The 26,373-nt window shown below is 36.0% G+C and carries 27 protein-coding genes, 1 pseudogene, 1 riboswitch and 1 other annotated feature; of the genes and pseudogenes, 6 read left to right on the top strand and 22 right to left on the bottom strand.

The genetic code is table 11. The features are described 5' to 3' along the window. Positions 1 to 105: 105 nt before the first annotated feature. From bioB to ACQKNR_RS03260, 7 genes are all read right to left on the bottom strand, one after another. The gene (bioB, locus tag ACQKNR_RS03230) at positions 106 to 1,104 is read right to left on the bottom strand and encodes a biotin synthase (RefSeq protein ID WP_427315314.1); all 999 of its coding nucleotides are present in this window, start codon (positions 1,102 to 1,104) and stop codon (positions 106 to 108) included. A 1-nt stretch (position 1,105) separates the two neighbouring features. Continuing rightward, positions 1,106 to 1,915 (bottom strand): malonyl-ACP O-methyltransferase BioC, encoded by an 810-nt coding sequence (gene bioC, locus ACQKNR_RS03235; protein WP_427315315.1) that lies wholly within the window; start codon positions 1,913 to 1,915, stop codon positions 1,106 to 1,108. Continuing rightward, positions 1,881 to 2,621, bottom strand: coding sequence for an alpha/beta fold hydrolase (locus tag ACQKNR_RS03240; protein ID WP_427315317.1), 741 nt, complete (start codon positions 2,619 to 2,621; stop codon positions 1,881 to 1,883). The genes bioC and ACQKNR_RS03240 overlap by 35 nt, the downstream gene beginning before the upstream one ends. Further along, positions 2,618 to 3,805 (bottom strand): 8-amino-7-oxononanoate synthase, encoded by a 1,188-nt coding sequence (gene bioF / locus ACQKNR_RS03245; RefSeq protein ID WP_427315319.1) that lies wholly within the window; start codon positions 3,803 to 3,805, stop codon positions 2,618 to 2,620. Before bioF ends, ACQKNR_RS03240 begins: the two co-directional genes overlap by 4 nt. Continuing rightward, positions 3,771 to 4,499, bottom strand: a complete 729-nt coding sequence (gene bioD, locus ACQKNR_RS03250; RefSeq protein WP_427315321.1) for a dethiobiotin synthase — start codon at positions 4,497 to 4,499, stop codon at positions 3,771 to 3,773. The genes bioF and bioD overlap by 35 nt, the downstream gene beginning before the upstream one ends. Then, positions 4,496 to 5,887 carry an adenosylmethionine--8-amino-7-oxononanoate transaminase gene (bioA, locus tag ACQKNR_RS03255; RefSeq protein ID WP_427315323.1) on the bottom strand — a complete coding sequence of 464 codons (1,392 nt, stop codon included), beginning with the start codon at positions 5,885 to 5,887 and terminating at the stop codon, positions 4,496 to 4,498. The genes bioD and bioA overlap by 4 nt, the downstream gene beginning before the upstream one ends. 122 nt (positions 5,888 to 6,009) lie before the next feature. Then, positions 6,010 to 6,366 (bottom strand): hypothetical protein, encoded by a 357-nt coding sequence (locus ACQKNR_RS03260; RefSeq protein WP_427315324.1) that lies wholly within the window; start codon positions 6,364 to 6,366, stop codon positions 6,010 to 6,012. 142 nt (positions 6,367 to 6,508) lie between these two features. Next, positions 6,509 to 6,729, top strand: a binding site (T-box leader). Positions 6,730 to 7,006: 277 nt separating this feature from the next. On the opposite strand from ACQKNR_RS03260, the gene nhaC reads away from it, so the two are divergent. Beyond that, positions 7,007 to 8,380 (top strand): Na+/H+ antiporter NhaC, encoded by a 1,374-nt coding sequence (gene nhaC, locus ACQKNR_RS03265; RefSeq protein ID WP_427315325.1) that lies wholly within the window; start codon positions 7,007 to 7,009, stop codon positions 8,378 to 8,380. Positions 8,381 to 8,431: 51 nt separating this feature from the next. Here the strand turns inward: nhaC and cpdB are convergent, their stop codons facing one another. Further along, entirely contained in the window at positions 8,432 to 10,807 is a 2,376-nt protein-coding gene (gene cpdB / locus ACQKNR_RS03270; protein ID WP_427315327.1) for a bifunctional 2',3'-cyclic-nucleotide 2'-phosphodiesterase/3'-nucleotidase, read from the bottom strand. Positions 10,808 to 11,173: 366 nt separating this feature from the next. Here cpdB and ACQKNR_RS03275 point away from each other — a divergent pair, with 366 nt between their 5' ends. Further along, positions 11,174 to 11,953, top strand: a complete 780-nt coding sequence (locus ACQKNR_RS03275) for a GDSL-type esterase/lipase family protein (RefSeq protein WP_427315328.1) — start codon at positions 11,174 to 11,176, stop codon at positions 11,951 to 11,953. A 72-nt stretch (positions 11,954 to 12,025) separates the two neighbouring features. Beyond that, positions 12,026 to 12,472: a MarR family winged helix-turn-helix transcriptional regulator gene (locus ACQKNR_RS03280; RefSeq protein WP_427315329.1), complete on the top strand. Its 447-nt coding sequence runs from the start codon at positions 12,026 to 12,028 to the stop codon at positions 12,470 to 12,472. Between the two features lie 24 nt (positions 12,473 to 12,496). Here the strand turns inward: ACQKNR_RS03280 and ACQKNR_RS03285 are convergent, their stop codons facing one another. The 7 genes from ACQKNR_RS03285 to argC form a co-directional block, all read right to left on the bottom strand. Next, positions 12,497 to 12,700, bottom strand: coding sequence for a hypothetical protein (locus ACQKNR_RS03285; protein WP_427315331.1), 204 nt, complete (start codon positions 12,698 to 12,700; stop codon positions 12,497 to 12,499). 58 nt (positions 12,701 to 12,758) lie between these two features. Further along, positions 12,759 to 13,310, bottom strand: coding sequence for a DUF2062 domain-containing protein (locus ACQKNR_RS03290; RefSeq protein ID WP_427315333.1), 552 nt, complete (start codon positions 13,308 to 13,310; stop codon positions 12,759 to 12,761). Positions 13,311 to 13,456: 146 nt separating this feature from the next. Beyond that, positions 13,457 to 14,407: an ornithine carbamoyltransferase gene (gene argF, locus ACQKNR_RS03295; RefSeq protein WP_427315335.1), complete on the bottom strand. Its 951-nt coding sequence runs from the start codon at positions 14,405 to 14,407 to the stop codon at positions 13,457 to 13,459. 12 nt (positions 14,408 to 14,419) lie between these two features. Continuing rightward, positions 14,420 to 15,580 (bottom strand): acetylornithine transaminase, encoded by a 1,161-nt coding sequence (locus ACQKNR_RS03300; protein ID WP_427315337.1) that lies wholly within the window; start codon positions 15,578 to 15,580, stop codon positions 14,420 to 14,422. Then, entirely contained in the window at positions 15,577 to 16,344 is a 768-nt protein-coding gene (argB, locus tag ACQKNR_RS03305; RefSeq protein ID WP_427315339.1) for an acetylglutamate kinase, read from the bottom strand. Before argB ends, ACQKNR_RS03300 begins: the two co-directional genes overlap by 4 nt. 11 nt (positions 16,345 to 16,355) lie before the next feature. Further along, the gene (gene argJ / locus ACQKNR_RS03310) at positions 16,356 to 17,579 is read right to left on the bottom strand and encodes a bifunctional glutamate N-acetyltransferase/amino-acid acetyltransferase ArgJ (RefSeq protein WP_427315341.1); all 1,224 of its coding nucleotides are present in this window, start codon (positions 17,577 to 17,579) and stop codon (positions 16,356 to 16,358) included. Between the two features lie 10 nt (positions 17,580 to 17,589). Beyond that, positions 17,590 to 18,627 carry an N-acetyl-gamma-glutamyl-phosphate reductase gene (gene argC / locus ACQKNR_RS03315; RefSeq protein ID WP_427315343.1) on the bottom strand — a complete coding sequence of 346 codons (1,038 nt, stop codon included), beginning with the start codon at positions 18,625 to 18,627 and terminating at the stop codon, positions 17,590 to 17,592. A gap of 224 nt (positions 18,628 to 18,851) precedes the next feature. On the opposite strand from argC, the gene ACQKNR_RS03320 reads away from it, so the two are divergent. Continuing rightward, a complete protein-coding gene (locus ACQKNR_RS03320; RefSeq protein WP_427315345.1) occupies positions 18,852 to 19,040 on the top strand; it encodes a YqzH family protein in 189 nt (62 codons plus the stop codon). A 28-nt stretch (positions 19,041 to 19,068) separates the two neighbouring features. Here ACQKNR_RS03320 and ACQKNR_RS03325 read toward each other — a convergent pair whose 3' ends face one another. Together ACQKNR_RS03325 and ACQKNR_RS03330 are read right to left on the bottom strand one after the other, a co-directional pair. Continuing rightward, positions 19,069 to 19,863: an SDR family oxidoreductase gene (locus ACQKNR_RS03325; RefSeq protein WP_427315346.1), complete on the bottom strand. Its 795-nt coding sequence runs from the start codon at positions 19,861 to 19,863 to the stop codon at positions 19,069 to 19,071. Positions 19,864 to 19,872: 9 nt separating this feature from the next. After that, positions 19,873 to 20,826, bottom strand: coding sequence for an MBL fold metallo-hydrolase (locus ACQKNR_RS03330; protein WP_427315348.1), 954 nt, complete (start codon positions 20,824 to 20,826; stop codon positions 19,873 to 19,875). A gap of 165 nt (positions 20,827 to 20,991) precedes the next feature. Between ACQKNR_RS03330 and proI the strand changes: the two genes are divergently transcribed. Then, the gene (proI, locus tag ACQKNR_RS03335) at positions 20,992 to 21,825 is read left to right on the top strand and encodes a pyrroline-5-carboxylate reductase ProI (RefSeq protein WP_427315350.1); all 834 of its coding nucleotides are present in this window, start codon (positions 20,992 to 20,994) and stop codon (positions 21,823 to 21,825) included. A 59-nt stretch (positions 21,826 to 21,884) separates the two neighbouring features. Here the strand turns inward: proI and sdaAA are convergent, their stop codons facing one another. From sdaAA to rnz, 5 genes and pseudogenes are all read right to left on the bottom strand, one after another. Further along, entirely contained in the window at positions 21,885 to 22,763 is an 879-nt protein-coding gene (gene sdaAA, locus ACQKNR_RS03340) for an L-serine ammonia-lyase, iron-sulfur-dependent, subunit alpha (protein WP_427315352.1), read from the bottom strand. An 18-nt stretch (positions 22,764 to 22,781) separates the two neighbouring features. Then, positions 22,782 to 23,441, bottom strand: coding sequence for an L-serine ammonia-lyase, iron-sulfur-dependent subunit beta (gene sdaAB, locus ACQKNR_RS03345; RefSeq protein WP_193410242.1), 660 nt, complete (start codon positions 23,439 to 23,441; stop codon positions 22,782 to 22,784). Between the two features lie 45 nt (positions 23,442 to 23,486). Continuing rightward, positions 23,487 to 23,624 (bottom strand): hypothetical protein, encoded by a 138-nt coding sequence (locus ACQKNR_RS03350; RefSeq protein ID WP_427315819.1) that lies wholly within the window; start codon positions 23,622 to 23,624, stop codon positions 23,487 to 23,489. 12 nt (positions 23,625 to 23,636) lie between these two features. Further along, positions 23,637 to 23,983 (bottom strand): annotated as a pseudogene (locus tag ACQKNR_RS03355) (PTS sugar transporter subunit IIC); the annotation flags it as partial. A 356-nt stretch (positions 23,984 to 24,339) separates the two neighbouring features. Further along, on the bottom strand, positions 24,340 to 25,263 hold the full coding sequence (gene rnz, locus ACQKNR_RS03360; protein WP_427315354.1) for a ribonuclease Z: 924 nt from the start codon (positions 25,261 to 25,263) through the stop codon (positions 24,340 to 24,342). A 189-nt stretch (positions 25,264 to 25,452) separates the two neighbouring features. Here rnz and ACQKNR_RS03365 point away from each other — a divergent pair, with 189 nt between their 5' ends. Then, complete coding sequence (locus ACQKNR_RS03365) at positions 25,453 to 25,704, top strand: DUF3932 family protein (RefSeq protein WP_427315356.1); 252 nt, start codon at positions 25,453 to 25,455, stop codon at positions 25,702 to 25,704. A gap of 199 nt (positions 25,705 to 25,903) precedes the next feature. Beyond that, a riboswitch (M-box (ykoK) riboswitch) is annotated at positions 25,904 to 26,071 on the top strand. Positions 26,072 to 26,373 lie beyond the last annotated feature (302 nt).

The raw sequence follows: 26,373 nt of genomic DNA on the forward strand, positions 1-26,373 counted from the left end.
TTCTTTTTTTCGCTTAAAACCCATTCGTATCAAGCGATAATGACTTTTTATTACATTTTATTTACAAAAAAGCAAACCCTTTTAAAAGTTTGCTTTTCATCTACCTTATAATGCACATTCCTCAATCTCAAACCCTAAATCTTCAATCATACCCCAGTCTGCAGTCGGCTCTTGACCAGCTGTCGTTAAGTAATCGCCAACAAAGATAGAATTTGCTGCAAATAAACCGAGCGGCTGTACAGAACGTAAATTAATTTCACGTCCTCCTGAAATACGAATTTCTTTTGTCGGATTTACGAAACGCATCATCGCCAGCACTTTTAAACATTCTACAGGTGTTAACTCTTTTTGTCCTTCAAGCGGCGTACCCTTTACAGCAACGAGGAAATTACAAGGAATAGAATCTGCATCTATACGTTGTAATTCAAATGCTATTTCAGCACGTTCTTCAATTGTTTCTCCCATTCCAAAAATCGCCCCAGAGCATGGTGAAATACCAGCTTGTTTCGCTTTTTGAACTGTATCAACACGATCGTCATACGTATGAGTGGAGCAAATGCTATCATAATTGTTTGCGTGTGTATTTAAGTTGTGGTTATAACGATGTACGCCTGCTTCCGCTAAACGTCCTGCTTGATCTTCATTTAAGAAACCTAAGCAACAACAAATCTTCAAATCTGTCGTTTCACGAATCTCTTTCACTGCCCCAATTACGTGATTTACTTCTTTATCCGTTGGACGACGGCCCGATGCTACAATACAATATGTACCAGCTTTACGTCGAATTGCTTCATGTGCTCCCTCTACAATCTTCTCCTGCGTTAACCATGCATATTTATCAATCGGTGCTTCTGAAATAATAGACTGGGAACAATACCCGCAATCTTCAGGACATAAGCCAGACTTCGTATTAATAATCATATTCAATTTTACTTTCTTACCAAAATGATGATGGCGAATAATATACGCTGCATTCATAATTTCTAAAACCTCTGTATCATCCGCTTCTAATATTGCTATTGCATCTTCTTTCGTAATCATTTTCTCTTCCACTACGTCGTATGCAAGTTTTTTCCAATCCCTTTTTGTTTGTACTTGTTTCATTTCATCTCTTCCCCTCTTTTGTTATATGCGCAAATAAAGCATGATACGTTGCCATTATCCCTTCATTTTCCGTGAAGTCTCTTTCGTATATGCGAAGCATTGCACGAAAGAGTGAGGGACTTTGACAATAAGATTCTTCATTACTATTAGTCGCTCCTACTTTTCGAATAGAGTGTAGAAACTCTCTAACTTCTGTAAAACTCTCTATGTAACATGTTTCAGAAACATGTACATCCCCTGTTTCTATCCTACATATATGGAGCAACTGATCTTTCGAGTAAAAGTGTTGACCAATCGCTATTTCATTTCGGATATTTTTTTCTTCTTTCGCTCGCTGGAACGAAGCGTGAAGCTCTTGAAAAGTTTCTTTTCCAAACGTTGAAAAGAGTAATATCCCATCTATAGACAAATGATGAAATAAATTTCTTATCACTTGTTTTAAATCATTTAGCCATTGAAATGTGGCATTTGAAATAATGACATCATATGATTCTTCTAATCGTAATCGTTCAATATCCTCACAGTAAAACGTTACATTTTTCATATTCTGTCTAGTTTTCGCAACCGCAATCATACTTTCAGCAAAATCAATAGCTGTAATATGTGCTTTCGGGAATAAATTTGATAATTGCTCTGTAACATAACCTGTCCCGCATCCAAGTTCTAAAATACGTATTGCTGATGTTGCACTATATCGCTCCTTCAATGTAGAAAGTAACGAGTGTGCCATCTTTTTTTGTACATTTGCATATTGATCGTAGGATACAGCTGCCCCATTAAACCGTTTTTGTAGTAACGTTTTGTTGATCATGTCGTATCCCCTCTATAAATTGAATTATTTCATTTGCGCAATATTCAAAATTCGTTACGCATAATGCGTGTCCTGCCTCACTCACTACTTTGAGTATGACATTCGCATTCTCTGCCATACTACGCGCGGCAGACAATGGACATATTACATCTTGTTCTCCGTGAATAAGTAATATAGGTGCTTCGATTGTTTTAAGTTCTTCTCTCATATCTGTTTCTATTAAATAATCCAAACCTAATTGTAAAGACTGAATAGAATCACCTTTAAAATGGTTTACAATCTCTTCAAAATTCCCATTCTCTTTCAGCTCATCTTTGGTAAACATATTTTCATAGAAACGCTTCAACGTATTTTCTTTCTTTCTCACCAAATTCTTTTTCAGGCGTTCTACATGCAACGAATTCCATCCACTTGTATAGTCGCTCGTATTTGTAAATTTAGCGGTACCACCAATTAGTACGATCCCTTTCGCCTTAATCTTTTTATAAGCTTGAACTGCTGCTAACGCTCCTAGTGACCATCCAACTAAAATTACATTTTCGTCATGCGCTGTATCTATTATTCGCTCTGTAAATTCACCTTGTTCTTTCACGTTACGCCACTCTATACATTGAACAGGATATTCTTTAAAATACGGAAGTACTAAAGTCCACACATTTCCTTCCATTCCCCATCCAGGGATAAAAATAATCTTCAGCTCTTTCATACGAAAAGCTCCTCTTCTTTCGCAATATGAATAATTTGGTGAATAGCCCATTTTAAATCAGCTATTGTGTGCTGTGACGTAACAGCAAAGCGAACTCGAGAACTATTAATCGGTACAGTTGGTGGACGAATTGCAATTGCTGCGATGCCTACTTCTTGTAACCTTTTACTAAACCGTAAAGCATTTTCGTTTGAACCGACTACAATCGGTACAATATGAGTTGAGCTATTCCCAATATCAAAACCAGCTTCTCGTAAATGGTTCCTGAAGTACGCACCATTCGCTATAAGGTTCTCTCTTCTTTCGTGATCTTCTTTCACAATCTCAATTGCTTTTTGTATCGCTCCTAATGTTCCTGGTGGTAAAGCTGTAGTAAAAATAAAGCTCCTCATCATATTTTGTAAATACTCTATATAAATTGCATCACCTGTTAAATACGCACCATAACACCCTAAAGCCTTACTAAACGTCCCCATATGTATATCAATTTTTTGAGCAATATCTTTTTCTATATGAGATAATCCAGCTCCATTAATTCCATATATTCCACTCGCATGCGCTTCATCAACTATAATGATTGCCCCGTATTTCTCTTTAAGTTGCACTAAATCTCTTAAATTTGCAGTATCACCATCCATACTAAAAACAGTATCTGTTACGATTAATTTCCTTTTTTCAGGTGACGCTATTTTCAACATCTTCTCTAAATGATCCAAATCATTATGACGATACCTTTTATGTTCTGCTCCGCTTAATATGATTCCATCAACAATACTTGCGTGATTTAATTTATCACTAAAAACAATATCGTGACGACCCGCTAAAGAAGATATAGCACCTACATTTGCTGTATACCCACTATTTACGATTAACGCTCTTTCAGTACCTTTCCAGTTGCATATACTTCTCTCAATCTCTTCATACAGTGGATAATTTCCTACAACGAGACGAGAAGCAGTCGCTCCAGTTCCATATTTTTTTGTGCACGCAATAGCAGCTTCTTTTAACCTTTCATCTCCAGCTAGCCCTAAATAGTTATTTGATGCTAAATTTAGCATCCTTGTCTTATCTCGAACAAGCCATGTCTCTTCTGATCTCTCTGTTACATACAAATTACGATACTGCCCTTGCTCATGTAATTGTTGTAATTTAGATTGAAGATGTGTGTGCCACGTTTGATTCATTTTGGATAAACTCCTCTAATTTTGAAATCATAGTATGTTTTTTGGCAGATTCCAAGACTTCTTCCTTTGTAAACTCACCTTCAAAGAATGGTAATAAACCTAAAACTGGTACCCCGCTCAACGCTTCAATCATTTCTTTATTTTCTTGTACTCTTTCCATTTCACATTCTTTACAACCAGATAAAATTACACCTGCTATTGTTAAACCATGTGCCTTTGCGTAAGCAATCGTTAAGACAGTATGATTTACTGTTCCTAGCGTTGGACGAGCTACTATAATAAGAGGAAGCTGTAATTCTTTTGCGAAATCAATTACTAAAGCGTCTTCTGTATATGGGACGGCAAGCCCACCAGCTCCTTCTATAAATACGCTATTAAACTCTTTTAATAACTTTTCATAGTGCGCAATAATGTCTTTTAACTTTACGACTCTTCCAGCTCTTTTCATGGCAAGTCTCGGAGCAAGTGGTTCTTCAACTGAATAAGGGCAAATTTCATCTTCTCTTGTCGGTACACCCGATAATACTTTTAACCTTGCTGCATCTCCCTCTGGATTTGATGCAACATGTCCACTTTGCAATGGTTTATATACCCCTACGTTATATCCCAATTCTCTAAATACACCTGCTAACACACCTGCAACCACAGTTTTCCCAACTTCAGTATCAGTTGCTGTTATGAAAAAACCACTCATTCTCCTCCCTCCGTAACATCTAAAATTGCTTTATATAAAATACGTAACATATCATCAATCTCATCAATTGTAGAAGCTAGAGGAGGCATAAATACAATCGTATTACCAAGTGGTCGTAAAATCATACCTAGCTCTCTTGAGCGTTTACATACTTGAACACCAACTCTTTCTGTCCATTCAAAGGCTTCTTTCGTTTCCTTATTCTTCACAAGTTCAATACCAACCATTAACCCGCACTGGCGAATATCCCCTACGTGTTTATATTCAAAGAGCGCTTCTAATTTCGTCGTCACATATTCCGTTTTACGTGCCACTTCTTCTATTAAATTTGTTTTTTCATACAGTTCTAGATTCGCAATTGCTACAGCACACCCTAACGGATTACCTGTATAACTATGACCATGGAAAAATGTTTTTTGTTCCTCATATTCTCCAAGGAAAGCATTGTATATTTCGTCTGTCGTTACCGTGACTGCTACTGGTAAATAACCACCCGTTAAACCTTTCCCAGCCGTTAAAATGTCTGGCGTCACATTTTCATGTTCACATGCAAACATTTTCCCAGTGCGACCAAATCCCGTTGCTACTTCATCAGTAATAAATAAAACATTATATTTTGTACATAAATTACGTAGCCCTTTTAAATATCCTTTCGGCATCGTAATCATGCCGCCAGCACCTTGCATTAAAGGCTCTACAATAATAGCCGCGATTTCTTCATGCTTTTCTTTCAGCAGCTCTTCCATTTCTTCTACATGTTTTTTTACAATTTGCTCCTTATTGTTTCCGTACGGAGAACGATATGTATACGGATACGGCATTTTAATTGCATCAAATAAGAGCGAACTATACACTTGGTGAAACAAGTCTATCGCTCCTACAGAAACAGCACCAATTGTATCGCCGTGATATGCTTCTTTTAATGTAACAAATTTTTGTTTTCTTGGTTTCCCTTTATGTTGCCAATATTGAAAAGCCATCTTAATTGCAATTTCAACAGCTGTTGAACCAGAGTCTGAATAGAATACCTTCTTCAATCCTTCTGGTACAACATCAATAATTTTTTCTGCTAATAAAATTGTTGGAACGTTAGCAAGTCCTAACATAGTAGAATGAGCAATTTTATTTAATTGCTCACGAATTGCTGCATCTAATTCTGGCACTTGATGTCCGTGAACATTTAGCCAAATAGATGAGACCCCATCCCAATATTCATTTCCATTTACATCGTATAGCTTTCTTCCCTCTCCGCGTTCAATAATGACAGGATCTTCTTCTAAATAATCCTTCATTTGTGTAAATGGATGCCATACGTAAGCTTTATTTTTATCCGATAATTCTTTATATGTATAAGACGATTTTTCAGTTGTATTACTATTAACAGTCAAAATTGTCACCCCTTATGTTAACTTATTTATAAATACAGTTAACATTAAATCTAAATGACTGTCAATTATTTTTAAATCAAATAGTTCTTAAAAAAGAACAACTTATCATACGATAAGTTGTTCTACTTTCCATGTTGTATCTTCCCAATTTCCAAAATAATTTCTTCATCTTTTTTTCCTTCTGTATCAATTCCAAGTTGTTTTGCATGCTCAATTAATAGATCGTGGCGCTTCTCAAATCTTGCAGTATCTACTTCTTTCGTAACCTCTTCTTTTGTTTTCCCCTCAGTAGAAACTCCTAGTTTTTCAGCTGCTTTTTCCATTGATTTCTTCTCTTCAGTTTCTTTTACTTTCTTCACTTCTGACTGCTTTGCTTGACTTTGTTTTGACTGCTCTGATTCAGCTGCAAAAGTTGTGTAAATTCCAGCACTTCCTCCGACAACTAATAAAGTGGTAAAAAGAATTATTTTTTTCTTCACTCTTTCCTCCCCCTTTCAAATTCATTATAACGCACAAAATTAGAGCATTAAAACATTTCTCCTTTATTTCCCTGAAAAATTATTGAACATTTTTATTGACATGTAAGATGAATATATGATAAAAATTTAACTAACATCATATGAATCGGCGTTGATAGGATTTAGTAGTATTTCGATTTCTGATTTCAGAGAGCTGGTGGTCGGTGCGAACCAGTACAGAGCGAATTATGAATTACCCCCTGGAGCTTCTTTTACGAAACGTGAGGAGTAGTGAAAGACGGTTATAGACCGTTATGTCTAAAGAGTGGTGAAACGACACTGTTTCACAATTTAGGGTGGTACCGCGAATTTTTCGTCCCTGCATATATTGCAGGGACGTTTTTATTTTATTAGCGCATATCATATGACCCTTTATTTTGTGATACATTCATTTCACAAGCTAGGGTGGTACCGCGATTTCTTCGTCCCTGCATAATTATATGCAGGGACGTTTTTTTATCCAATCATTTCCGTATCATATAGAAGTGTCAACAATTACCGGTAATTTATCACAAAATTCTAAATTTTAGAAGGAAATATATAATATTGGCGAATTTTATATAAAAAAGAACTATTTTAGATTACTTAGGAGGGGAAAACAATGGTTTCAAAAATTGAATCTGTTCTATTAACATTTTTTATTTTTTTCTGTATTGGCTTTAGCGTTATTCAATTACAAGTTTCACCACACATCCCAATTTTATTTGGTATTGTTCTATTATTAGCATTTGGATTTATGAAAAAAATCTCTTGGTCTACTATGGAAAAAGGAATGATAAGTAGTATTTCAGCAGGTATTCCATCTATTTTTATTTTCTTACTTGTAGGCGTATTAATTAGTGTTTGGATCGCAGCTGGAACAATCCCAACTTTAATGGTATACGGATTCCAACTTGTATCTCCTAAAATTTTCATTCCTACTGTTTTTGTTGTTTGTGCAATTGTCGGCACAAGTATCGGTAGTGCTTTTACAACTGCCGCAACTGTAGGACTTGCCTTTATGGGAATGGGTAGTGCTCTTGGATACGATCCAGCTCTTATTGCTGGTGCAATTATTTCTGGCGCATTCTTTGGGGATAAGATGTCTCCTTTATCTGATACAACAAACTTAGCTCCTGCTGTAACGGGTGTAGATTTATTTGAACATATTCGTAACATGCTTTGGACGACAGTTCCAGCTTTCATTATTGCTTTTATTGCATTTTTCATTTTAGGAAGTGGATCTGGAGGCAATGTTGATTTCTCAACCTTTATTAGTACGTTAGAAAAAAATACAACGATTTCTATCGTTACCCTTATTCCGATTTTATTACTGTTCCTATTCGCATTTAAAAAGGTTCCAGCAGTTCCAACATTACTTGCTGGAATCGTAGTAGGGATTATCATTCTCTTTATTTTTAAACCTAGCACTTCTTTACCTGACTTAATGAAAATTATGCAAGATGGTTACGTTTCTAAGACTGGTATAAAAGATATTGATAGCTTATTATCTCGTGGTGGTTTACAAAGTATGCTGATGTCGATTGCCCTTATTTTCCTAGCTCTTTGTATGGGAGGATTATTACAAGGAATGGGTATTATCACACAGCTGATGAATATCATCTCTAGCTTTGTAAAAACTAGTACACGCTTAATTATTTCTACAGCTTCAACTGCAATTGGTGTAAACTTCTTACTTGGTGAACAGTACTTATCAATCGTTTTAACAGGACAAGCATTCGCTAACAAATACGATGAGGTCGGTTTAGAACGTCGTAATTTATCACGAGTATTAGAAGATGCAGGTACAGTTATTAACCCGCTCGTACCATGGGGGGTAAGTGGCGTATTCTTATCCAACGTCCTTAGCGTTCCAACATTCGATTACGTTCCATACGCAATCTTCTGTTTAGCTTGTCCCGTCGTAACTATTATCGTTGGCTTCACTGGATTTGGTCTTTCATGGAAGAAAGAAAAAACAGTGTCGGTTTCATAATATAGAATAAAAAAGGATTACCCTAATCGGTAATCCTTTTTTATTACTCCACTATCTATTCGCTTTCTTTCTTCTAAATAACATAAGTAGTCCCGCACCAACGAACGCAAGGCCTGCTCCGATTGTAGAAGCAACACTTGCACCTGTTTTCGGTAAATCACGTTCTGCTTTATCAGCGTCTTTATTTTCACTTACAGTTGTTGTTATTTCTTTTGTATTTTGATTATCTGGCGTAGTTTGTCCAGATCCGGCGTTGTTTCCATCTTGTTTTGGTTCATTACCATTATTACTTTCATCCGTTGGCGGTGTCGTTGGATTTCCTCCATTATTGCCTTCACCTGTTGGCGGTGTCGTTGGATTTCCTCCATTATTGCCTTCACCTGTTGGCGGTGTCGTTGGATTTCCTCCATTATTGCCTTCACCTGCTGGTGGTGTCGTTGGATTCTCTCCACCCGTTTCCTTATCATCATTCTTCTTCGTTATATCAATTGCATATTTAGCAAATTCATTTTCAGATGGCCCAACATATGATATTTTCCCATCTTTCTTTATATACTTTTGTGCATTTGGTGAAGAATCAAATGTTGTATTTAATTTATCTGCAACAATCGGTTTAAACGTCCAATTTTGATCGGCTGTCGGATTTATAACTGGTGTTTCCTGCATATACTTTACAATGATTTGACGTGTTTCATCTTGCGATTGGTATACAACTTTTCCCTTACTTACGCCAGGGAACGTTTGACTACTTCCACGATAGTTATTTGTAGCAACAATAAATTTTTGATCATCCGCTACTGGTTTACCATCATACGTTAAATTTACAATACGCTTAGCATTTGCCTCTTTAACATTTCCATCTTTATCGTATTTCGCTGGTTGCGTTACATCAATTTCATATTTTAAGCCATCTAAAATATCAAAGTTATATGTAGGATATCCTATATTTACCAATGGCTGTTCTTCTGTTTTCTTTGGATCAATTTGATTAAACTGACCTGCAGACATTTCAAGCCATTCTTTCACTTGGGCTCCATTTACTTGCACAGCATATAATGTATTTGGATATACGTATAAGTCTGCAACGTTTTTAATCGCTAACGTTCCAGCTGGAATATCAGTATAATATGTAGCACCATTTCGACCACCTGCTTTAAATGGTGCTCCTGCAGATAAAACTGGAATTCCTTTATATTTACTATATTGTTCATTTTCAGCAAATAACTTCTCAACGTACCATTTTTGTGCATTTGTCACAAGTTGTACAGAAGGATCGTCTTGTACTAATGAAAAATAACTATTAATTGGCGCTGTCGTTTTACCTACAGGTGTATTAACATAATTAATTGTTGCTTCGTGGTCATCTTTAATTTCATTAACTAATTTTTGATCTGATTCTACTAATGCGTTTCCTTTACCATCAGCAATCGGACGAAGTTGTGGCTTAGATTGGTCTTTTTGTACTTCCCATTTTCCGTTTACCTTTTTCAATTGCATATCAATAATACCTAAGTTACTGCCAAAAACGCCAGGCATTACAACCGGAACTCCATTAAATATATCCTTCACTTCAGTATGTGAATGTCCCATTAATACTGCATCTACACCCGAAACTCCTGTTAAATAAAACGATGCATTTTCCATTTTTGGGGTACGGCCGCTCTTATCGACACCTGAATGAGCTAGTGCAACAATAACATCCGCACCTTGTGCCTTCATTTCTGGAACTAACTTTTCCGCTGTATCAACAATATCTTTCGCTATTACTTTTCCTTCTAAATTCGCTTTATCCCAGTTCATAACTTGAGGTGGAACAAATCCCATTACACCAATTTTCACCTTTTGTTTTTGACCAGATTCATCCTCTACTTCTTTTTCAAAAATATGATATGGTTTAAAGTAATGCTTGTCGTTCTTACCATTATCATCTATGTAGACATTCGAATTAATAACCGGGAACTCTGTTTTACTAATCACTTTGTTTAAATAATCTAAACCGTAGTTGAATTCATGATTCCCAAGAGAGATGACGTCATACTTCATTAAATTCATTAAACGATATAGTGGATGTACATAACTAGAATCAACAGGCTTCTTCGTATCATTTATTTTATTCGCTACATAATCCCCCAGTGGCGTCCCTTGTAATGCATCCCCATCATCAAATAGGACAGAGTTCTTCGCTTCTTCACGCGCTTTATTAACAAGCGCAGCTGTTTGCACAAGACCTACTTTATTATCTGTTTTCGTTTGATAATAATCGTAATTCATTAAGTTAACGTGAATATCTGATGTTTCTAAAATTCGTAAGTTAACTGTACTCTCCCCAGTATTCTCATCCGCATGAGCTGTTGTTGGCAATACTTGCGGCGCTATAACACCAATAGCAAGAGTTGCTCCAGCTAGCATTTTTTTTGACTTTTTCACAAAAAATCCCCCTTATACAATTCCCTAAAAATAATGAAATGAATCTCTATCTGTCTCTAACCACATACCTTTTTTCTTCTATTAGAGAAACGATCTTCATTTCATCTCGCGTTAACAGGAAATACCCATAAACGCTCGATTGATGAAGACTAACAATTAACGGGAGATAAAGCTCCCACTAAGCAGAATTTCACCTTATCTGACATTATCATATATAATGTACTTTCGTATCGTCAATATTTTTTGACATACTTCTACAAATTTTCTGTAAAGTTATTGTAAACTTTTCATAGATATATAATATGCCCTTACATTGTTAATACTGCTGAATATGATACAATTACCAATTACAAGGAGGATGAATTTATGAAAAAAGTCATCTTAACAATTGTTTGTCTCCTCCTTCTAATCATTTCTTATTCTCATTTCGAGAAGAACGATGAGACAAAACAAAACGAATCGGAAGAAAAAACAGAAAAAACATCTGCTCCAAGTTGGATTGATAAACAAACAAACGACTCCTTTTACCATCTCGTATTAGGTGATTCACTCGCTAAAGGATACGGATCAACACAAGGGGGATTTGCTGAATTAGCTTCTAGACAAATAGAAGCACAAATTCATAAACCAATTACAGTAGAAAACCTTGGGATAAACGGTCTTACAACAGATCGTCTTGCTAAAAAAGTTCAATCAGAAGATGTTCAACAAAAAATTAGAGCAGCAAATATAATTACGATTAATATTGGAGGAAATAATTTATTTCGTTTAAATCGTGATGTCGGTGTTATAGATGGTATTAAAATGTTAAATAAAGAAAAAGCTCATTTTGAAGCGGATATAAAAAACATTGTAAAGACAGTTCGAGATCAAAATCCGGACGCTTTACTCATTCTCTCAGAACTTTATAACCCGTTACAACTCGATGACTCCATCGCAAGTTATGCAGACATGTTTTTAGACGGCTGGAATGAATCTGTTTATTCCATTTCAAAAGCAAATCAACCATCTATCGTTTTACCAATTCGTAAATTAATATCGAATGATAAAAAAGAGTTACTATTTGACCAAGTACACCCAAATGATAACGGCTATGCGATTATTGCCAATACATTTACAAAGCAAGTGTTATCCTACAAATATTAAAGCTGTTATGAAACAATTCTATTTTTATACCAAGTCTTTTTTGTTACAATGATAGTGGAAGGGGGCCTTTATATGCAATCACGCGAGTGGGAACGTATTGTTGATCATCTTCTTTCGCTAGTGCCTCTTTTTTATCGCAAATTTATGCTTCCTGGAGAATTTTCTTCTCAAAGACATATGCCGCCATCACATACACAAGTATTACTGCTTTTGCATGAAAACGGCACATTAGCAGTTTCCGAAATCGGCAAGCGGCTAGCGATTTCACGGCCTAACATGACACCTCTATTAAACAAACTTATTCAAGAGGAACTAATAGAGCGTCATTATAGCGAAAAAGATCGACGGGTCATTTTAATTTCCCTAACAGCTGAAGGGAAATTATTAGTAAATCAGTATCAACAATTCATTTTAGACAAACTAAAAGAAAATTTCCAAACATTATCTGAGGAAGAGCGCGAAAAGCTCATTCATTCTCTTCAAACCATTCAAAATTTAATTTTGAAAACAAACGCATAAAGCTGCTTCTAAATAGAAGCAGCTTTATGATTCGTAATAATTACCATAGTATACATTTGAATATGGCCATGTCATTAAATATGGCTTTCGTTCTTGAACAGGTTGCTGTTGAGGTTGTTGCATTGGCTGTATTTGTTGCTGTTGATACACTCCAAATTGCTGCCTCATATCATTTACCGGATAATAATTTGTATATGGGTATACTTGAGGTACATAGTAATAATACATCCATTCTCTCCTCCTTTTTCTTAAACATATTCAAAAGAGAAAATGAATGTGACATTCTTTATATTTGCACAAGTGGTTCTCTCACTCGTTTCTTCCTTTTCTTCAAACGTAACTTACGGTTCTTTTCATATAAATAATGCACAACGAAATATGAAACTACACCAAACACGACTCCTAAAATCGTCATTCCAATTAATACATACACTTCACTCTGCAATAAACTCTTTAACATCGTAAAAATATGACTTGAAAACAAGTCTGATATCGTAAATGGTTCATGATGTATTTTCTTTACATGAAATGGATAAATCATTTTACCTAATGCATAAGCAATCGGAAATAAAAACACTGGGAGAAACGATATTTTCCCAATAATATTGCCAATAACTGCGGCAGGAAAAGAGCCTTTTGCTAATCGAACGATCGGATAAAATATTACATATACGAGCGATGCCGTATAAATTACTAACATTTCTAAACCAAAGCCTATAGCAAATCCTAATGATACTTTCTTTGCCCCTTCTGGCGATCGAAGCAACTTATAATATTGAAACTTTAATATTCTCCACATCCGCTGGAAAAACGAATATGTTTTCTTAGTTGTTTTCACAATTATCATCTCTTTAACTATATTTTTTATAACTAGTATGTCCTTATACGATATGAAAAAATTTTATTTTCTCTTTCTATTATAAATGATATAAAAATGATTAACCAAATATACATCCGACATTTTAATATAAAAAAGCCTCCCTTTTAGGAAGGCTCTTCTACATTTTTAAATAAACTCACTAATAATGCTTTTTGAGCATGCAATCGATTACCAGCTTGTTCAAAGACGATAGACTGCGGTCCATCTATAATTTCACCTGTTACTTCTTCTTCACGATGTGCAGGTAAACAGTGCAAGAAACGATATGTTTGCTTCGCGTGCATAACAAGTTCCTTATTTACTTGGTAAGGTTGAAATAAAGTATATTTCTCTGCTTCTCCCTCTTGCCCCATACTCATCCAAACGTCAGTATAAATAAAATCTGCTTCATGTACCGCGAATTCAGGATTATGTAAAATTTCAATTTCAGCTCCTGTTTCCTCAGCAATCGCTAACGCTTTTTTAACAATTTCCACACTCGGTTCATACCCTACGGGAGTTGCCACAGTCATATTCATTCCGACTTTTGCACTCGCTAACAATAATGAATGACATACATTATTCCCATCACCTACGTAAGCCAATTTAATTCCTTTAAATGTATTCACTTCTTCATAAATCGTCATTAAATCTGCCAATGCTTGACAAGGATGATGATCATCCGTTAATCCATTAATAACAGGAATGCTTGATTCTTTGGCAAGCTCTTCTACATCCGCGTGTGAAAATGTACGTATCATAATCCCATCAATATAATGAGATAATACTTTCGCAGTATCTGAAACGCTCTCTCCTCTTCCGATTTGCATCTCTTTCCCGCTTAAAAACATTCCATGTCCTCCAAGCTGTACCATTCCTGCTTCAAAAGATACGCGAGTACGAGTTGAATGCTTATCAAAAATGAGACCTAATATTTTGCCTTGTAATAAAGGCTCCTGCTTATTCTTTTTTAAATATATAGCGAATTCAATTAAAGAAATGATTTCTTCTTGCGTCAGTTCTTCTAGCGTTAAAAGATCTTTCGTATTTAATTTCGGTACTTGTACAGTTGACATGAAAATTCCCCCTTATATAATTGATACATTTTTTGTACAAACTACTTTTTTTATCATATATACTGCCTGTTCTAACTCTTCATTCGTTACAATAAGTGGTGGTAATAGTCTTATAACATTAGGCCCTGCTTGTAATACGAGAAGTCCTTCTTTTTCTAGTTGTTCTATAAAACTTGCAACTTCATGCTTACATTCAATTCCAATCATAAGCCCCTTACCACGGATACTTTGAATACATTCGACATGTCGTAATTCCTCTTGCAATTTCTCTAATACGTACTCGCTCTTTTCCTGCACTTCTTTTAAAAACGGTGGTTCCTTACTTATTTTCAATACTTCTTTCGCAGCAGTCATCGCAATATAATTCCCACCAAAAGTTGAACCGTGTGATCCTGCAGTAAACGACATTCCGAGTTCTTTCCGGCCAATCATCGCTCCAACGGGAATACCATTTCCAAGTGCCTTTGCAACGGTAACGATATCAGGTCCTATTCCCATTTGTTCATAAGCGAATAGTGTTCCTGTTCTTCCTATTCCCGTTTGTACTTCGTCTATAATAAATAGGGAACCGTACTTATTACATAATGTTTCAATCTCTTTCAAAAAGGATGAATCAGCAAGTATAACTCCGCCCTCCCCTTGAACAACTTCTACCATTACCGCCGCTACTTCTTCATTCATTACTTCCTCTAACGCCTTAATATCGTTAAAAGGAATATGTAAAAAAGACGGAAGTAGTGGACCAAATCCTTCTTTCACTTTATCTTGCCCTGTTGCACTCATCGTTCCAAATGTTCTACCGTGAAAAGACTGCTCACATGTTACGACGAGAGATTTCCCAGTATGCTTACGGGCTAGCTTTAAAGCTGCTTCATTCGCCTCTGCCCCGCTATTACAAAAAAATGTATAATCTAATGCTGTATTTTCTGTTAATAACGATGCAATCTCTTCTTGTAAGGAGTTCGTAAATAAGTTAGATATATGCCATATGTCTCCAAGTTGCTTTTCTACTGCTTTTACAACAGTAGGATGACAATGTCCTAAGTTACATACTCCAATACCAGAAGTGAAATCTAAATATTGCTTACCATTTTTATCAATAACTTTCGTTCCATTTCCCTTAACAAACTCAATGTTCCTTCTTCCATACGTTTGAAAAAGATGACTTGTCATACGATATGGACTCCTTTCGTTACCGTCGTTCCGATACACTTTCCTGTAACCTTAGTAAAATCTTTTGTACCATTTACGATACGAACCTGTTGCACTCCCATTTTTAATGATGTAAGCGCCGCCTGTACTTTCGGAATCATCCCACCTGTAATAACCCCTTTTTCTATAAAAGTAACAATTTCAGATTCATCCGTTTTCTTTACTAATTTTCCTTCATGTAATATCCCATCTACATCCGTAATAAAAATGAGTTCTTTTGCGGATAGCGCGGCCGCAATCCCAGCTGCAGCGATATCAGCATTTATGTTATAAATCTCATTACCATTTATCCCGATTGGAGCAATAACAGGAATATAATCCATATTTATTAATCCTTTTAATAAGGCTGTTTCTACATAACTTACTTCACCTACATATCCTATCTCTTCACCAACAGGTTGAACTTGAAGTAACTTACCATCACACCCTGAAAGTCCAACTGCAAGTAAATTATGCTTTTGTAAATTCATTACAAGTTTTTTATTCGTACTTCCGCATAACACCATTTGAACAATATCCATAACTTCTTTTGGTGTTACTCGTAATCCATCTTTCTTTTCTACCTTAATATTAGAGTCTTCTAACTTAGCATCAATTTCTGAGCCACCACCGTGAACAATAACTACCTTATAATTCTTATGCAATTTCTTTATGCACTCAAAAAACACACTATTTAATTGATCCAACATGCTACCGCCGCATTTAACTACAATATAATCACGCATCTTCTCTCTCCTTATGTACGATAACAAGCGTTTATTTTCACATATTCATAACTTAAGTCACAGCCCCAAGCTAATCCCGTCTCTTCTCCTAAATGTAAATACACATTAATGACTATTTCATCTTCTTGTAATCTCTTTTTCATTTCCTCTTCAAAAAACATTTGAGGCTCACTATTTTTTAATACCGAGATAGATTGAAGAATAATATCAATTGTATTTGGATTAATAGCTACTCCACTTTGTCCAATACTGCTAATAATTCGCCCCCAATTTGGGTCCTCACCGTATATTGCTGTTTTCACAAGACTCGAACCGACTATTTGCTTTGCAATTTTCTTTGCCTCTTCATTTGTTCGAGCTCCTAGCACATTTACTTCTATTAACTTCGTAGCCCCTTCACCATCTTGCGCAATTTTTTTTGCTAAATCTTCACATACCTTTTGTAAAGCAAATACGAAAGTTTCCCAATCTTTGTGTTCCATATTGATTGGTTTTGTTTCTGATAATCCACTTGCCATAACGATGACCATATCATTTGTAGAAGTATCTCCATCTACCGTAATTTGATTAAATGTATGATTCGTAATTTGTGATAATGCTGTTTGCAATACTTCGTTCTCTATATTGGCATCTGTTGTAATAAAACTAAGCATCGTTGCCATATTCGGATGAATCATCCCTGAACCTTTAGCAACACCAGCAATGGTCACTTCTTTTCCGTCAATAATTACCTCATAGCAAGTTTCTTTCGTTATAAGATCCGTCGTTAAAATCGCTTCAGAAAAAGAATGCGCTTTACTTACTTCTTTTGTTGGTATAAGAGATGCAACTCCCTTTCGGATGATATCCATCGGTAAAGGGAAACCAATTACACCTGTTGAAGCCACTGCGACGTAATTTTCTTTTACCCCAAAATGTTCTGCCCCTAATGTGCGCATCTCGTATGCATCTTGTAATCCTTTCATTCCCGTACAAGCATTTGCATTTCCGCTATTGACGATAATTGCTTGTAATTTCCCCTCAGCCGCTATACTATCTTTCGTTACTTGTAGGGGGGCTGCTTGTATTTGATTTGTTGTATAAACAGCAGCGCATGAGGCTGGTACATCACAAACGATTGCACCTAAATCCTTTTTCCCCTTTTTCAAACCATTTGCAATGCCAATTGCCGAAAATCCTTTCGGCGTTACAATTGAACCATTTTCTAATTTTGTAATAGACGCTACTTTAATCATCATGTCCCCCTTATGGATAAAGCGGCATATGCTGTAAACCTGTTGTCTCTTCCAATCCCGCTAATACATTTGCATTTTGAACCGCTTGCCCAGCTGCGCCTTTCATCATATTGTCTATAACAGAAACGACCGTAACTCTTTCTGTTCTTTCATCGTAAGCTATGCCAATATCACAATAATTTGAGCCCCTTACTTCTTTCGGGCTTGGAAATTCACCTTGAGAACGAATTCGAATGAAGGCCGAGTATTCATACGATTCTTCATACAATTTTTGAAGTTGCTCTATTTTCATTTCCTTTTTCACTTTCGCATAAAGTGTAATCATAATTCCCCGTGATATCGGTATTAAATGTGTACTAAACGTGATTGGCTTTGCTGCACTATTCCACTCTGCAAGCATTTGCTCAATCTCTGGAACGTGCTGATGCTGATTTACTTTATAAATGTGTAGGTTATCGTATAGCTCAGGAAAGTGAGTCATTGTTGTTGGCGTTTTACCCGCTCCAGATACCCCTGATTTTGCATCAATAATAATTGAATCTTCTTCAATCAAGCCGCTACGTACTAACGGCGCTATCGCTAATAATGTGGCTGTAGCAAAACATCCTGGATTTGCAATTAAATCTGCATTTTGAATCTCGGACCTTTTCCATTCACATAACCCATATACTGCTTTCCTAAGGATTTCTTCTTTTGCAGCTGGCCTTTTATACCACAGTTCATATGACGAAGGATCTATCATACGAAAGTCTCCAGATAGGTCAATTACTTTTAAACCTACTGCTAATAATTTTGGCGTTAACTCTGCCGATACTCCTGCCGGGGTTGCTAAAAATACAATTTCTGCTTCCTTCTCTATTGCCTCCGCATCAATTTCTAGTAACGTATGGACAAGAACATTTCGAAAATGCGGATATACATTTGTTATACACTCGCCAACTTGCGAAAAAGAATGGAGAGATGCTATCGAAAAATATGGATGTTGTTCTAATAACCGAATTAATTCAATACCTCCATATCCAGTTGCTCCAATAATTGCGACTTTCATAAGCTCCTCCTCATATCGATTCTTTAAATTAAGTATGATTATAATACTGTATATTTATAGAGTCAATTAAATATTTATAAATTTTTAAAACTTAAAAATCTTAATTTTACTAGAAAAATAATATCCACCTACGGATTTTTATACAAAAACGATGTATAGTAGTATTTTCATTTCACTTCAAGTACAATAAAACAATACATGTATACATACAGGCGGGGAAAAACATGAATGAAAAGTTAATTGAGAAAATGATTATAAAAAGTTTTGGGCAATATCAATGCAGTCCTGTGTCAAAAGAAGATCAAAAAATGCTAGTGGAACATATTCAAACGATTATTCATTCAAATACTGAACTTGATGTATATGAAGCAATTGAGGATATCGTTTATGATTATGTAACTGGAAAACAATAAAAATAGGAGATTTCCATATGGAAATCTCCTATTTTTTACTTAATGATTTGCCTGCTACACGTTCAAATAAACCTGGGAATAACGCATAGAGCTTAGGCCCCATTCCCATCCACTTCGGCAAATTCACTTCACGTTTTTTCGTTTGCATCGCCCTTACGATTTGTTCTGCTACATATGTTGGTTTTAACATGTAACGTCCCATATTTTTTACATATGTACCGGATTGATCAGCTATTTCAAAAAAGTTCGTATCTATCGGACCTGGGTTAATTGCTGTTACATAAACATCTGTATTTGATAATTCCATGCGTAAACTATTCGTAAACCCTAATACGGCATGTTTCGTTGCTGCATAAGCACTCGATTTCGGTGTTGCAATTTTCCCAGCAAGTGAAGCTATATTAATAATATGTCCTTCGTTCCTTTTTACCATATAAGGTAGTACTGCTTTCGTACAAGCTACTAGTCCGAATACATTTACTTGGAACATATCTTTCACTTCATCCATCGATGCATCTTCAAACGTTTTAAAAATACCAAAACCCGCATTGTTTACCAATATATCAATACGTCCCACTTCTTGTAATACCTTTGCGAACACAGATTGTACTTCTGTCTCATTACTTACATCCAATACATAGTAATAGCAAGGCGTATTATAAGTTTCTTTAATCTTTTTTGCTAATGCTCGTAGTTTTTCTTCCGTTCGAGCCATTAATACTGGCGTCGCCCCCTGCTCTGCAACTTGCATTGCAACTTGCTCTCCAATTCCACTAGAAGCGCCTGTGATGACGATTACTTTTTCTTGTAAACGTCCCGTCATTACTGTCACCTACTTTGCATAATAAATCAATTGTTGCGAAGACTCATCAATCATCACTTGTTGATTATATGCTAAAAAGTCTAATTGTCCAACAGTTTCTGAAATAGTAAGTGGCAACTGTTCTTTATATAATACTGGAAATAGTTTTACACATACTTCAAATGCTGTCATTGGTTTTTCCTTTAATAACTCAAGCACTTTAAATGCACGTGTTTCTTGCTTTTGTAACCTCGTTTCAATAAGTTGTTTTACATTTAGAACATCTTCCCCATGCCCTGATAAAATACGTGAAATATTCATTTCACTTAAACGTTTTAACGTTTGATTATATTGGAGTAATGGACGTGCCCTTTCTGTTTGCCCCTCATATGGTGGTTCTAATATTGGATTCGAAGAAATATGACTAATGAGAGCATCCCCACCAATTAATATTCCATCGGATTCTCTATATAATGAAATATGAGTAGAAGCATGACCTGGCGTTTCAATTACAGTAAACCCAGGTAAAGAATCAATACGATCTCCTTCTCTCACAGTATGCGTTAACGATCTCTTACAAGAGTATTTCAGTGTCCTTGTTGTCAATAATACCTCATCTTTCAAAAATGCTACTGGAACACCAAACTGTAAGGCTGTCTCTCTAAAAAACTCATGATACTGCTTTAAAAATTCTGGATTTTGCGTGATCCACGGCTCATTCCAAGGGTGTCCAATAATATTCGTTTTCTCTGAAAATATATTTAAAAGCCCACAATGATCCGCATGATGATGCGTAATTACTACCGTTTCAATATCTTCTATCGTATATCCTAATGCACCTAATTGACTTTCTAACGCATTTCTTGCCCCTTCTGTATTCGTCCCTGTATCAATTAATGTTAACGTCTCCCCCTCAACTAAAAACACATTCACAGTCTCAACTGCAAATGGCACAGGAATCTCCATTCGGTGAATCGCCGTCATGCTTAGCCCCCCTGTCTCTTTCCGGTTCAAAAATGAATACCTCTTCAGTTTACAACTTCTCTATAAATTTGTCATTATTTTCAGATAAAAAGAGGTGTTTTCTATAAAAAAACGAATGTATGTACATTTATAAGTATTTCTAACCAAGTTTAAAGGAGGAACATCATGTCTATTCAAAACATTTCCTTTCTCGGTGCAGGCTCTATTGCCGAAGCGATTATTGGTGGATTGTTACACGCAAATGTTGTTAAAGGAGAACAAATTACCGTAAGTAATCGCTCTAACGAGACAAGGTTACAGGAGCTCCATACAAAATATGGTGTCAAAGGTACGCATAACAAAAAAGAACTACTTGCTGATGCAAATATTCTTTTTCTAGCTATGAAGCCAAAAGATGTTGCAGAAGCAATTGCCCCACTCAAAGAATATACAGATCCTAATTTGCTTATTATCTCGTTATTAGCCGGTGTTTCTACTCACTCAATTAGAAACCTACTTCAAAAAGATATTCCGATTATTCGTGCAATGCCAAATACATCTGCTGCTATTTTAAAGTCCGCTACCGCTATCTCACCTTCAAAACATGCAACCGCGGAACATATTCGCACTGCAACTGCTTTATTTGAAACAATTGGTCTCGTCTCTGTAGTAGAGGAAGAAGATATGCATGCTGTCACCGCATTATCAGGAAGTGGGCCAGCGTATATTTATTACGTAGTGGAGGCGATGGAAGAAGCCGCAAAAAAAATTGGTCTAAAAGAAGATGTTGCAAAATCACTTATTCTTCAAACGATGATTGGTGCTGCTGAAATGCTAAAAGCAAGCGAAAAACACCCTTCTATTTTGCGAAAAGAAATTACTTCTCCTGGCGGAACTACCGAAGCAGGCATTGAAATATTACAGGAACATAAGTTTCAACAAGCATTAGTTTCATGCATTACACAAGCAACGAAACGATCACACGATCTTGGAAAAACATTAGAGCAACTAACAAAATAAAAAAAAAAAAAATGGAGCTCAAGCAAAGTTGAGCTCCATTTTTTTATAATCATATACTTTTAGTTATTACTCTTTCCAAAAATCTCTTCTTGCAGACGACGCCCTGTCGGTGTTGCTGCAAGTCCACCTTCAGCTGTTTCACGAAGTGCTACTGGCATCGTTTGTCCGATTCTAAACATTGCCTCAATTACTTCATCACATGGGATTGTACTAGTTACACCAGCTAATGATAAATCAGCTGAAATCATTGCATTGGAAGCTCCCGCTGCATTACGTTTTACGCAAGGTACTTCTACAAGTCCTGCAACAGGATCACATACTAAACCAAGCATGTTCTTTAATGAAATTGCCATCGCTGTAGCTGCTTGATCTGGTGTTCCACCAGCCATCTCAACTGCAGCTGCAGCTGCCATTCCACTTGCTGAACCAACTTCGGCTTGGCATCCTCCTGCCGCACCAGAAATACAAGCATTATTCGCAACAACCATACCGAAAGCTCCTGCTGTAAATAAGAATTCAATCATTTCTTCACGTGTAGGTTGTAATTTTTCTTTCAGTGCAAACAATACGCCTGGCACTGTTCCAGCAGACCCTGCTGTTGGTGTTGCACAAATGATTCCCATCGCCGCGTTTACTTCATTTGTTGCAACAGCTTTACTCACTGCATCTAAAATCGTATCTCCAGATAAGCCTTTTCCGCTCTTCATATACGCTTGAACTTTTACAGCGTCTCCGCCAGTTAAACCCGTTGGTGATTTCACGCCGCGAATACCACGTTCTACTGCTTGTTCCATCACGACTAAGTTTTTTTCCATACCAGCAATTACGTCTTCACGTGAAATACTTCTAGTTTCCATTTCACATTGAATCATAATTTCTGCGATTTTTACATTTTGTTCTTTAGCTTGCGCCACTAGTTCCGCTGCATTCCGAAACATGGTGTGTCCCCCCTGCAATTAATCCATAATAGTTACTTGACAAATATTTTGTTGTCCTTTAATTTCTTCAATCACTTCATCTGCTAACAATTCATCTGTTTCAATGACCATAAGCGCTCTTCTTCCTTTTTCTTTACGAGAAACACTCATTGTACTAATGTTAATCTCGTGTTTCGCAAGGATTGAAGCTACAGCTGCGATAGCACCAAAGCGATCGTTATTTACAATAAGAAGTGCTGGACTCGTTCCTGATAATTGAAGATCGAATCCGTTTAATTCTACAACTTCGATTTTACCGCCACCGATTGAGCAAGCAACAACTTCGATTTCCTCTTCGCCTTTATACAGACGAATTTTCGCTGTATTTGGGTGTGGAGCATTTGCATCTTCTTCAATAAATTCCACTTCAATTCTGCGTTCTTTTGCAATTTCTAACGCATTTGGAATACGTAAATCATCTGTTTCAAATCCTAGTATTCCACCGATTAGTGCTACATCCGTACCGTGACCACGATATGTTTTTGCAAATGACCCATATAATGAAATGCTTACTCTTTCTGGTTCATGACGAAACAGCTGGCGAGCAACTTGCCCCATTCTTGCTGCGCCTGCTGTATGTGAACTTGATGGACCAATCATAACTGGACCAATAATATCAAATACTGAGCGATACTTCATCATAACTCCCCCTAAATCTCTATAAAAAAATTTTTTACTATTCTATTAAGCTGCCGAAACGGTTGCTTTTCCAGTTGTACCACGAATCTGTTCCGCTGTAAGAATTGGATAGTTTTTGAATAAAAGTGAACCAATATATCCTGAAATAATACCAGATACCATAATACATAAGAAATATAGCATTACTTTCATTTAAAATGATATAAGATAACCAGTAATAAATCCTGGTAGCAATCCAAAGTTTAACACAGAAGCCATTGCAAGCATAGCATAAACAGGTGGATACACCCATTACTAATGCAACTAAAGTTGCACCCACTACTCCGCCTAGACTACCTACTGATTTTCCGACTTCTTTTAAAGAATGATATACCAATTAAATCTCCACCAGCGTATAATTGAAAAGCTTCTACTAAGAAACTTGCAACGACTACACTTGCTAAAGCTCCTATTGCTTTCATACCGTTTGGCGCTTTAAAACTAAAGAATGAAAAAAGATATAGTACAAATAATAGTAATATCTTTCCTTTAATAATCTCCATGTTGCTCTCTCATTGTTTAGTCAATTTCGTTTGTTACAAAAAATGGCTAACACGCATGATGTAAATTATAATGTGCCCTCATTATAGCTTGTTTTTTATAAAACGCTTACTTTTGTTGAATTTTAAAATTTCTGAATAAAATTCTATTCCCCCTATTTGTATTACTTGTATATACACGCGCTTATATAACAGTTTTTCTAAATAATCGGTATTTCGTATTTTCATCCTATATATTCAAACCATTATAAACTTCTGTGTTATCCAAGTATAACTATAAAATGATAACAGTTTATTACTAAAAATTTTTTAGTAATAAAAAAATGGTAAACATAAGTCACCATTTTTTCTTGAAATTATTATCTTTCTACTGGGAATGATTTTAAATCCATTGCTATTTCGGTATTAGAAAATAGCTCTCTTGCCTCTTTCAATAATTCCTTATATGTATCTCCTTGATAACGAGAACTAATATGAGTTAATATTAATCGTTTCGCATTTGCCTGAAGTGCAATACTCGCAGCTTGCTTAGATGTGGAATGAAAATAATCATAGGCTTGTTGTTCATCTTCTGCTGCAAAAGTTGCTTCGTGAACAAGTACGTCAGCGTCTTGTGCCAGCTCTCTACTCGCTTCACAATATCGTGTATCACCTAAAATGGTAATAATTCTTCCCTTTTGAGGCGGACCAATAAAGTCTTTTCCATTTAGTGTCGTACCATTCTCTAATTCAACTACTTCTCCATCTTTTAAACGTTTAAAAATTGGACCTGGTTTCACACCCATTTCCAGCAATTTATCGACTAAAAGAGCTCCTTGTATATCCCTCTCTACGATACGATATCCGAAACATTCAATACCATGTGACAATCTTTTCGTTTCCACATAGAATTCATTATCTTCAAACACAGTACCTTCTTCTGTTATCTCAACAATTTCAAGTGGATATTTCACATGTGTCGTACTTACCGATAATGCTACTTCAATAAATTGCTTAATTCCTTTTGGTCCGTACACTGTTAAAGGTGTAGTCCCTCCTTGAAATGAACGACTACCTAATAAACCAGGCAATCCAAAAATATGATCACCATGTAAATGGGTAATAAATATTTTTTCAATGCGGCGTGGACGTACAGATGTATATAATATTTGATGTTGCGTCGCTTCACCACAGTCAAATAACCAAGTCTGTCCTCGTTCTTCTAACAATTGCAAAGCAATTGCTGAAACATTCCTTCCTTTCGAAGGAACACCTGCGCCAGTTCCTAAAAATACAAATTCCACTTTCTTTCCTCCAGCTCTTTATATAATCTATCTCTCATCTTACGGAATGTTATTTCAAATGGCAAATCGAATTTACATAGCCAATCATCTAGACAACTATATAACACGAACGTTATTCTTGAAAAACTTAGCAATCGTTCGTGTTTTATGTTAAAATGATTATACTACATTTTAAGGGAGCGTTTTATTATGAAAGAAGTATTTCGTTTACAAACTGATTTTTCATCTTCATTTGATCGCTGGGTAAGTTCTTTCGTGTCTGATCACCCAGCACAATTAGAATGGACGACTTTAAAAGAATTAATCCATGAATATACAACATCACATACGAATGAGACGTTGCCAACATATATTTCTTCAGCTTTAACATATTACGCACAACGCGTTTCAACAGCAAATAACTCAGAGATTGTTATTTTTGAAAACCATACAATCTCTTAATCTATTATAAAAAGCACTGGTTTCAGTGCTTTTTATTTATATCCATTAAAACATTTATTTTCCCACCTTATTTACAATAAAAATACCCCTTATTTCCTACTATATGGCCATCATGAATCTATTTGATTTTTCAAAAAAACAGATTAAAAAGATATTGACACTACAAAGTTTCAGTGCTAACATTCAACATGTAATTGAATATGGTCTCTGTTAGGTGAGGCTCCTGTATAGAGAAACGCTGCTGCCCAAAAATGTCGAGAGACGCCAATGGGTCAACAGGAAAGGTCGGAATGAAGGCCTTTTTTAACGTAGCTGGTTTCAGTACCTATGCTATACAGTGCTAAAACTCAACGAGGGAGAGGTGCATGTATTTTGTCATACAAAAAAACTGTTTTTATCTATGTTCACTAACAGGCTTTCGTGTGGACTCTTTTTAACTGTGAATTCAGACCTTTACTCGTTGTGAGTAAAGGTCTTTTTTACGTCTTTATGCACCTTACTATGAAACAAACATAGCATATTCAGAAACTATTAAATTGTACAGAGGTGAGGAACAGTGGCAATTGATGATTCGGCCCAGATACCCATATGTTTTACGTTAATATTTCATCATGTAGGTAGGAAAGAAGCTGTTCCTCCTAATTTTAAATAGTCGAGTAACAGATTGTT

The sequence above is a fragment of the Bacillus sp. NPDC094077 genome, from assembly GCF_050279465.1.
In the GTDB taxonomy this organism is placed as follows: Bacteria; Bacillota; Bacilli; order Bacillales; family Bacillaceae_G; genus Bacillus_A.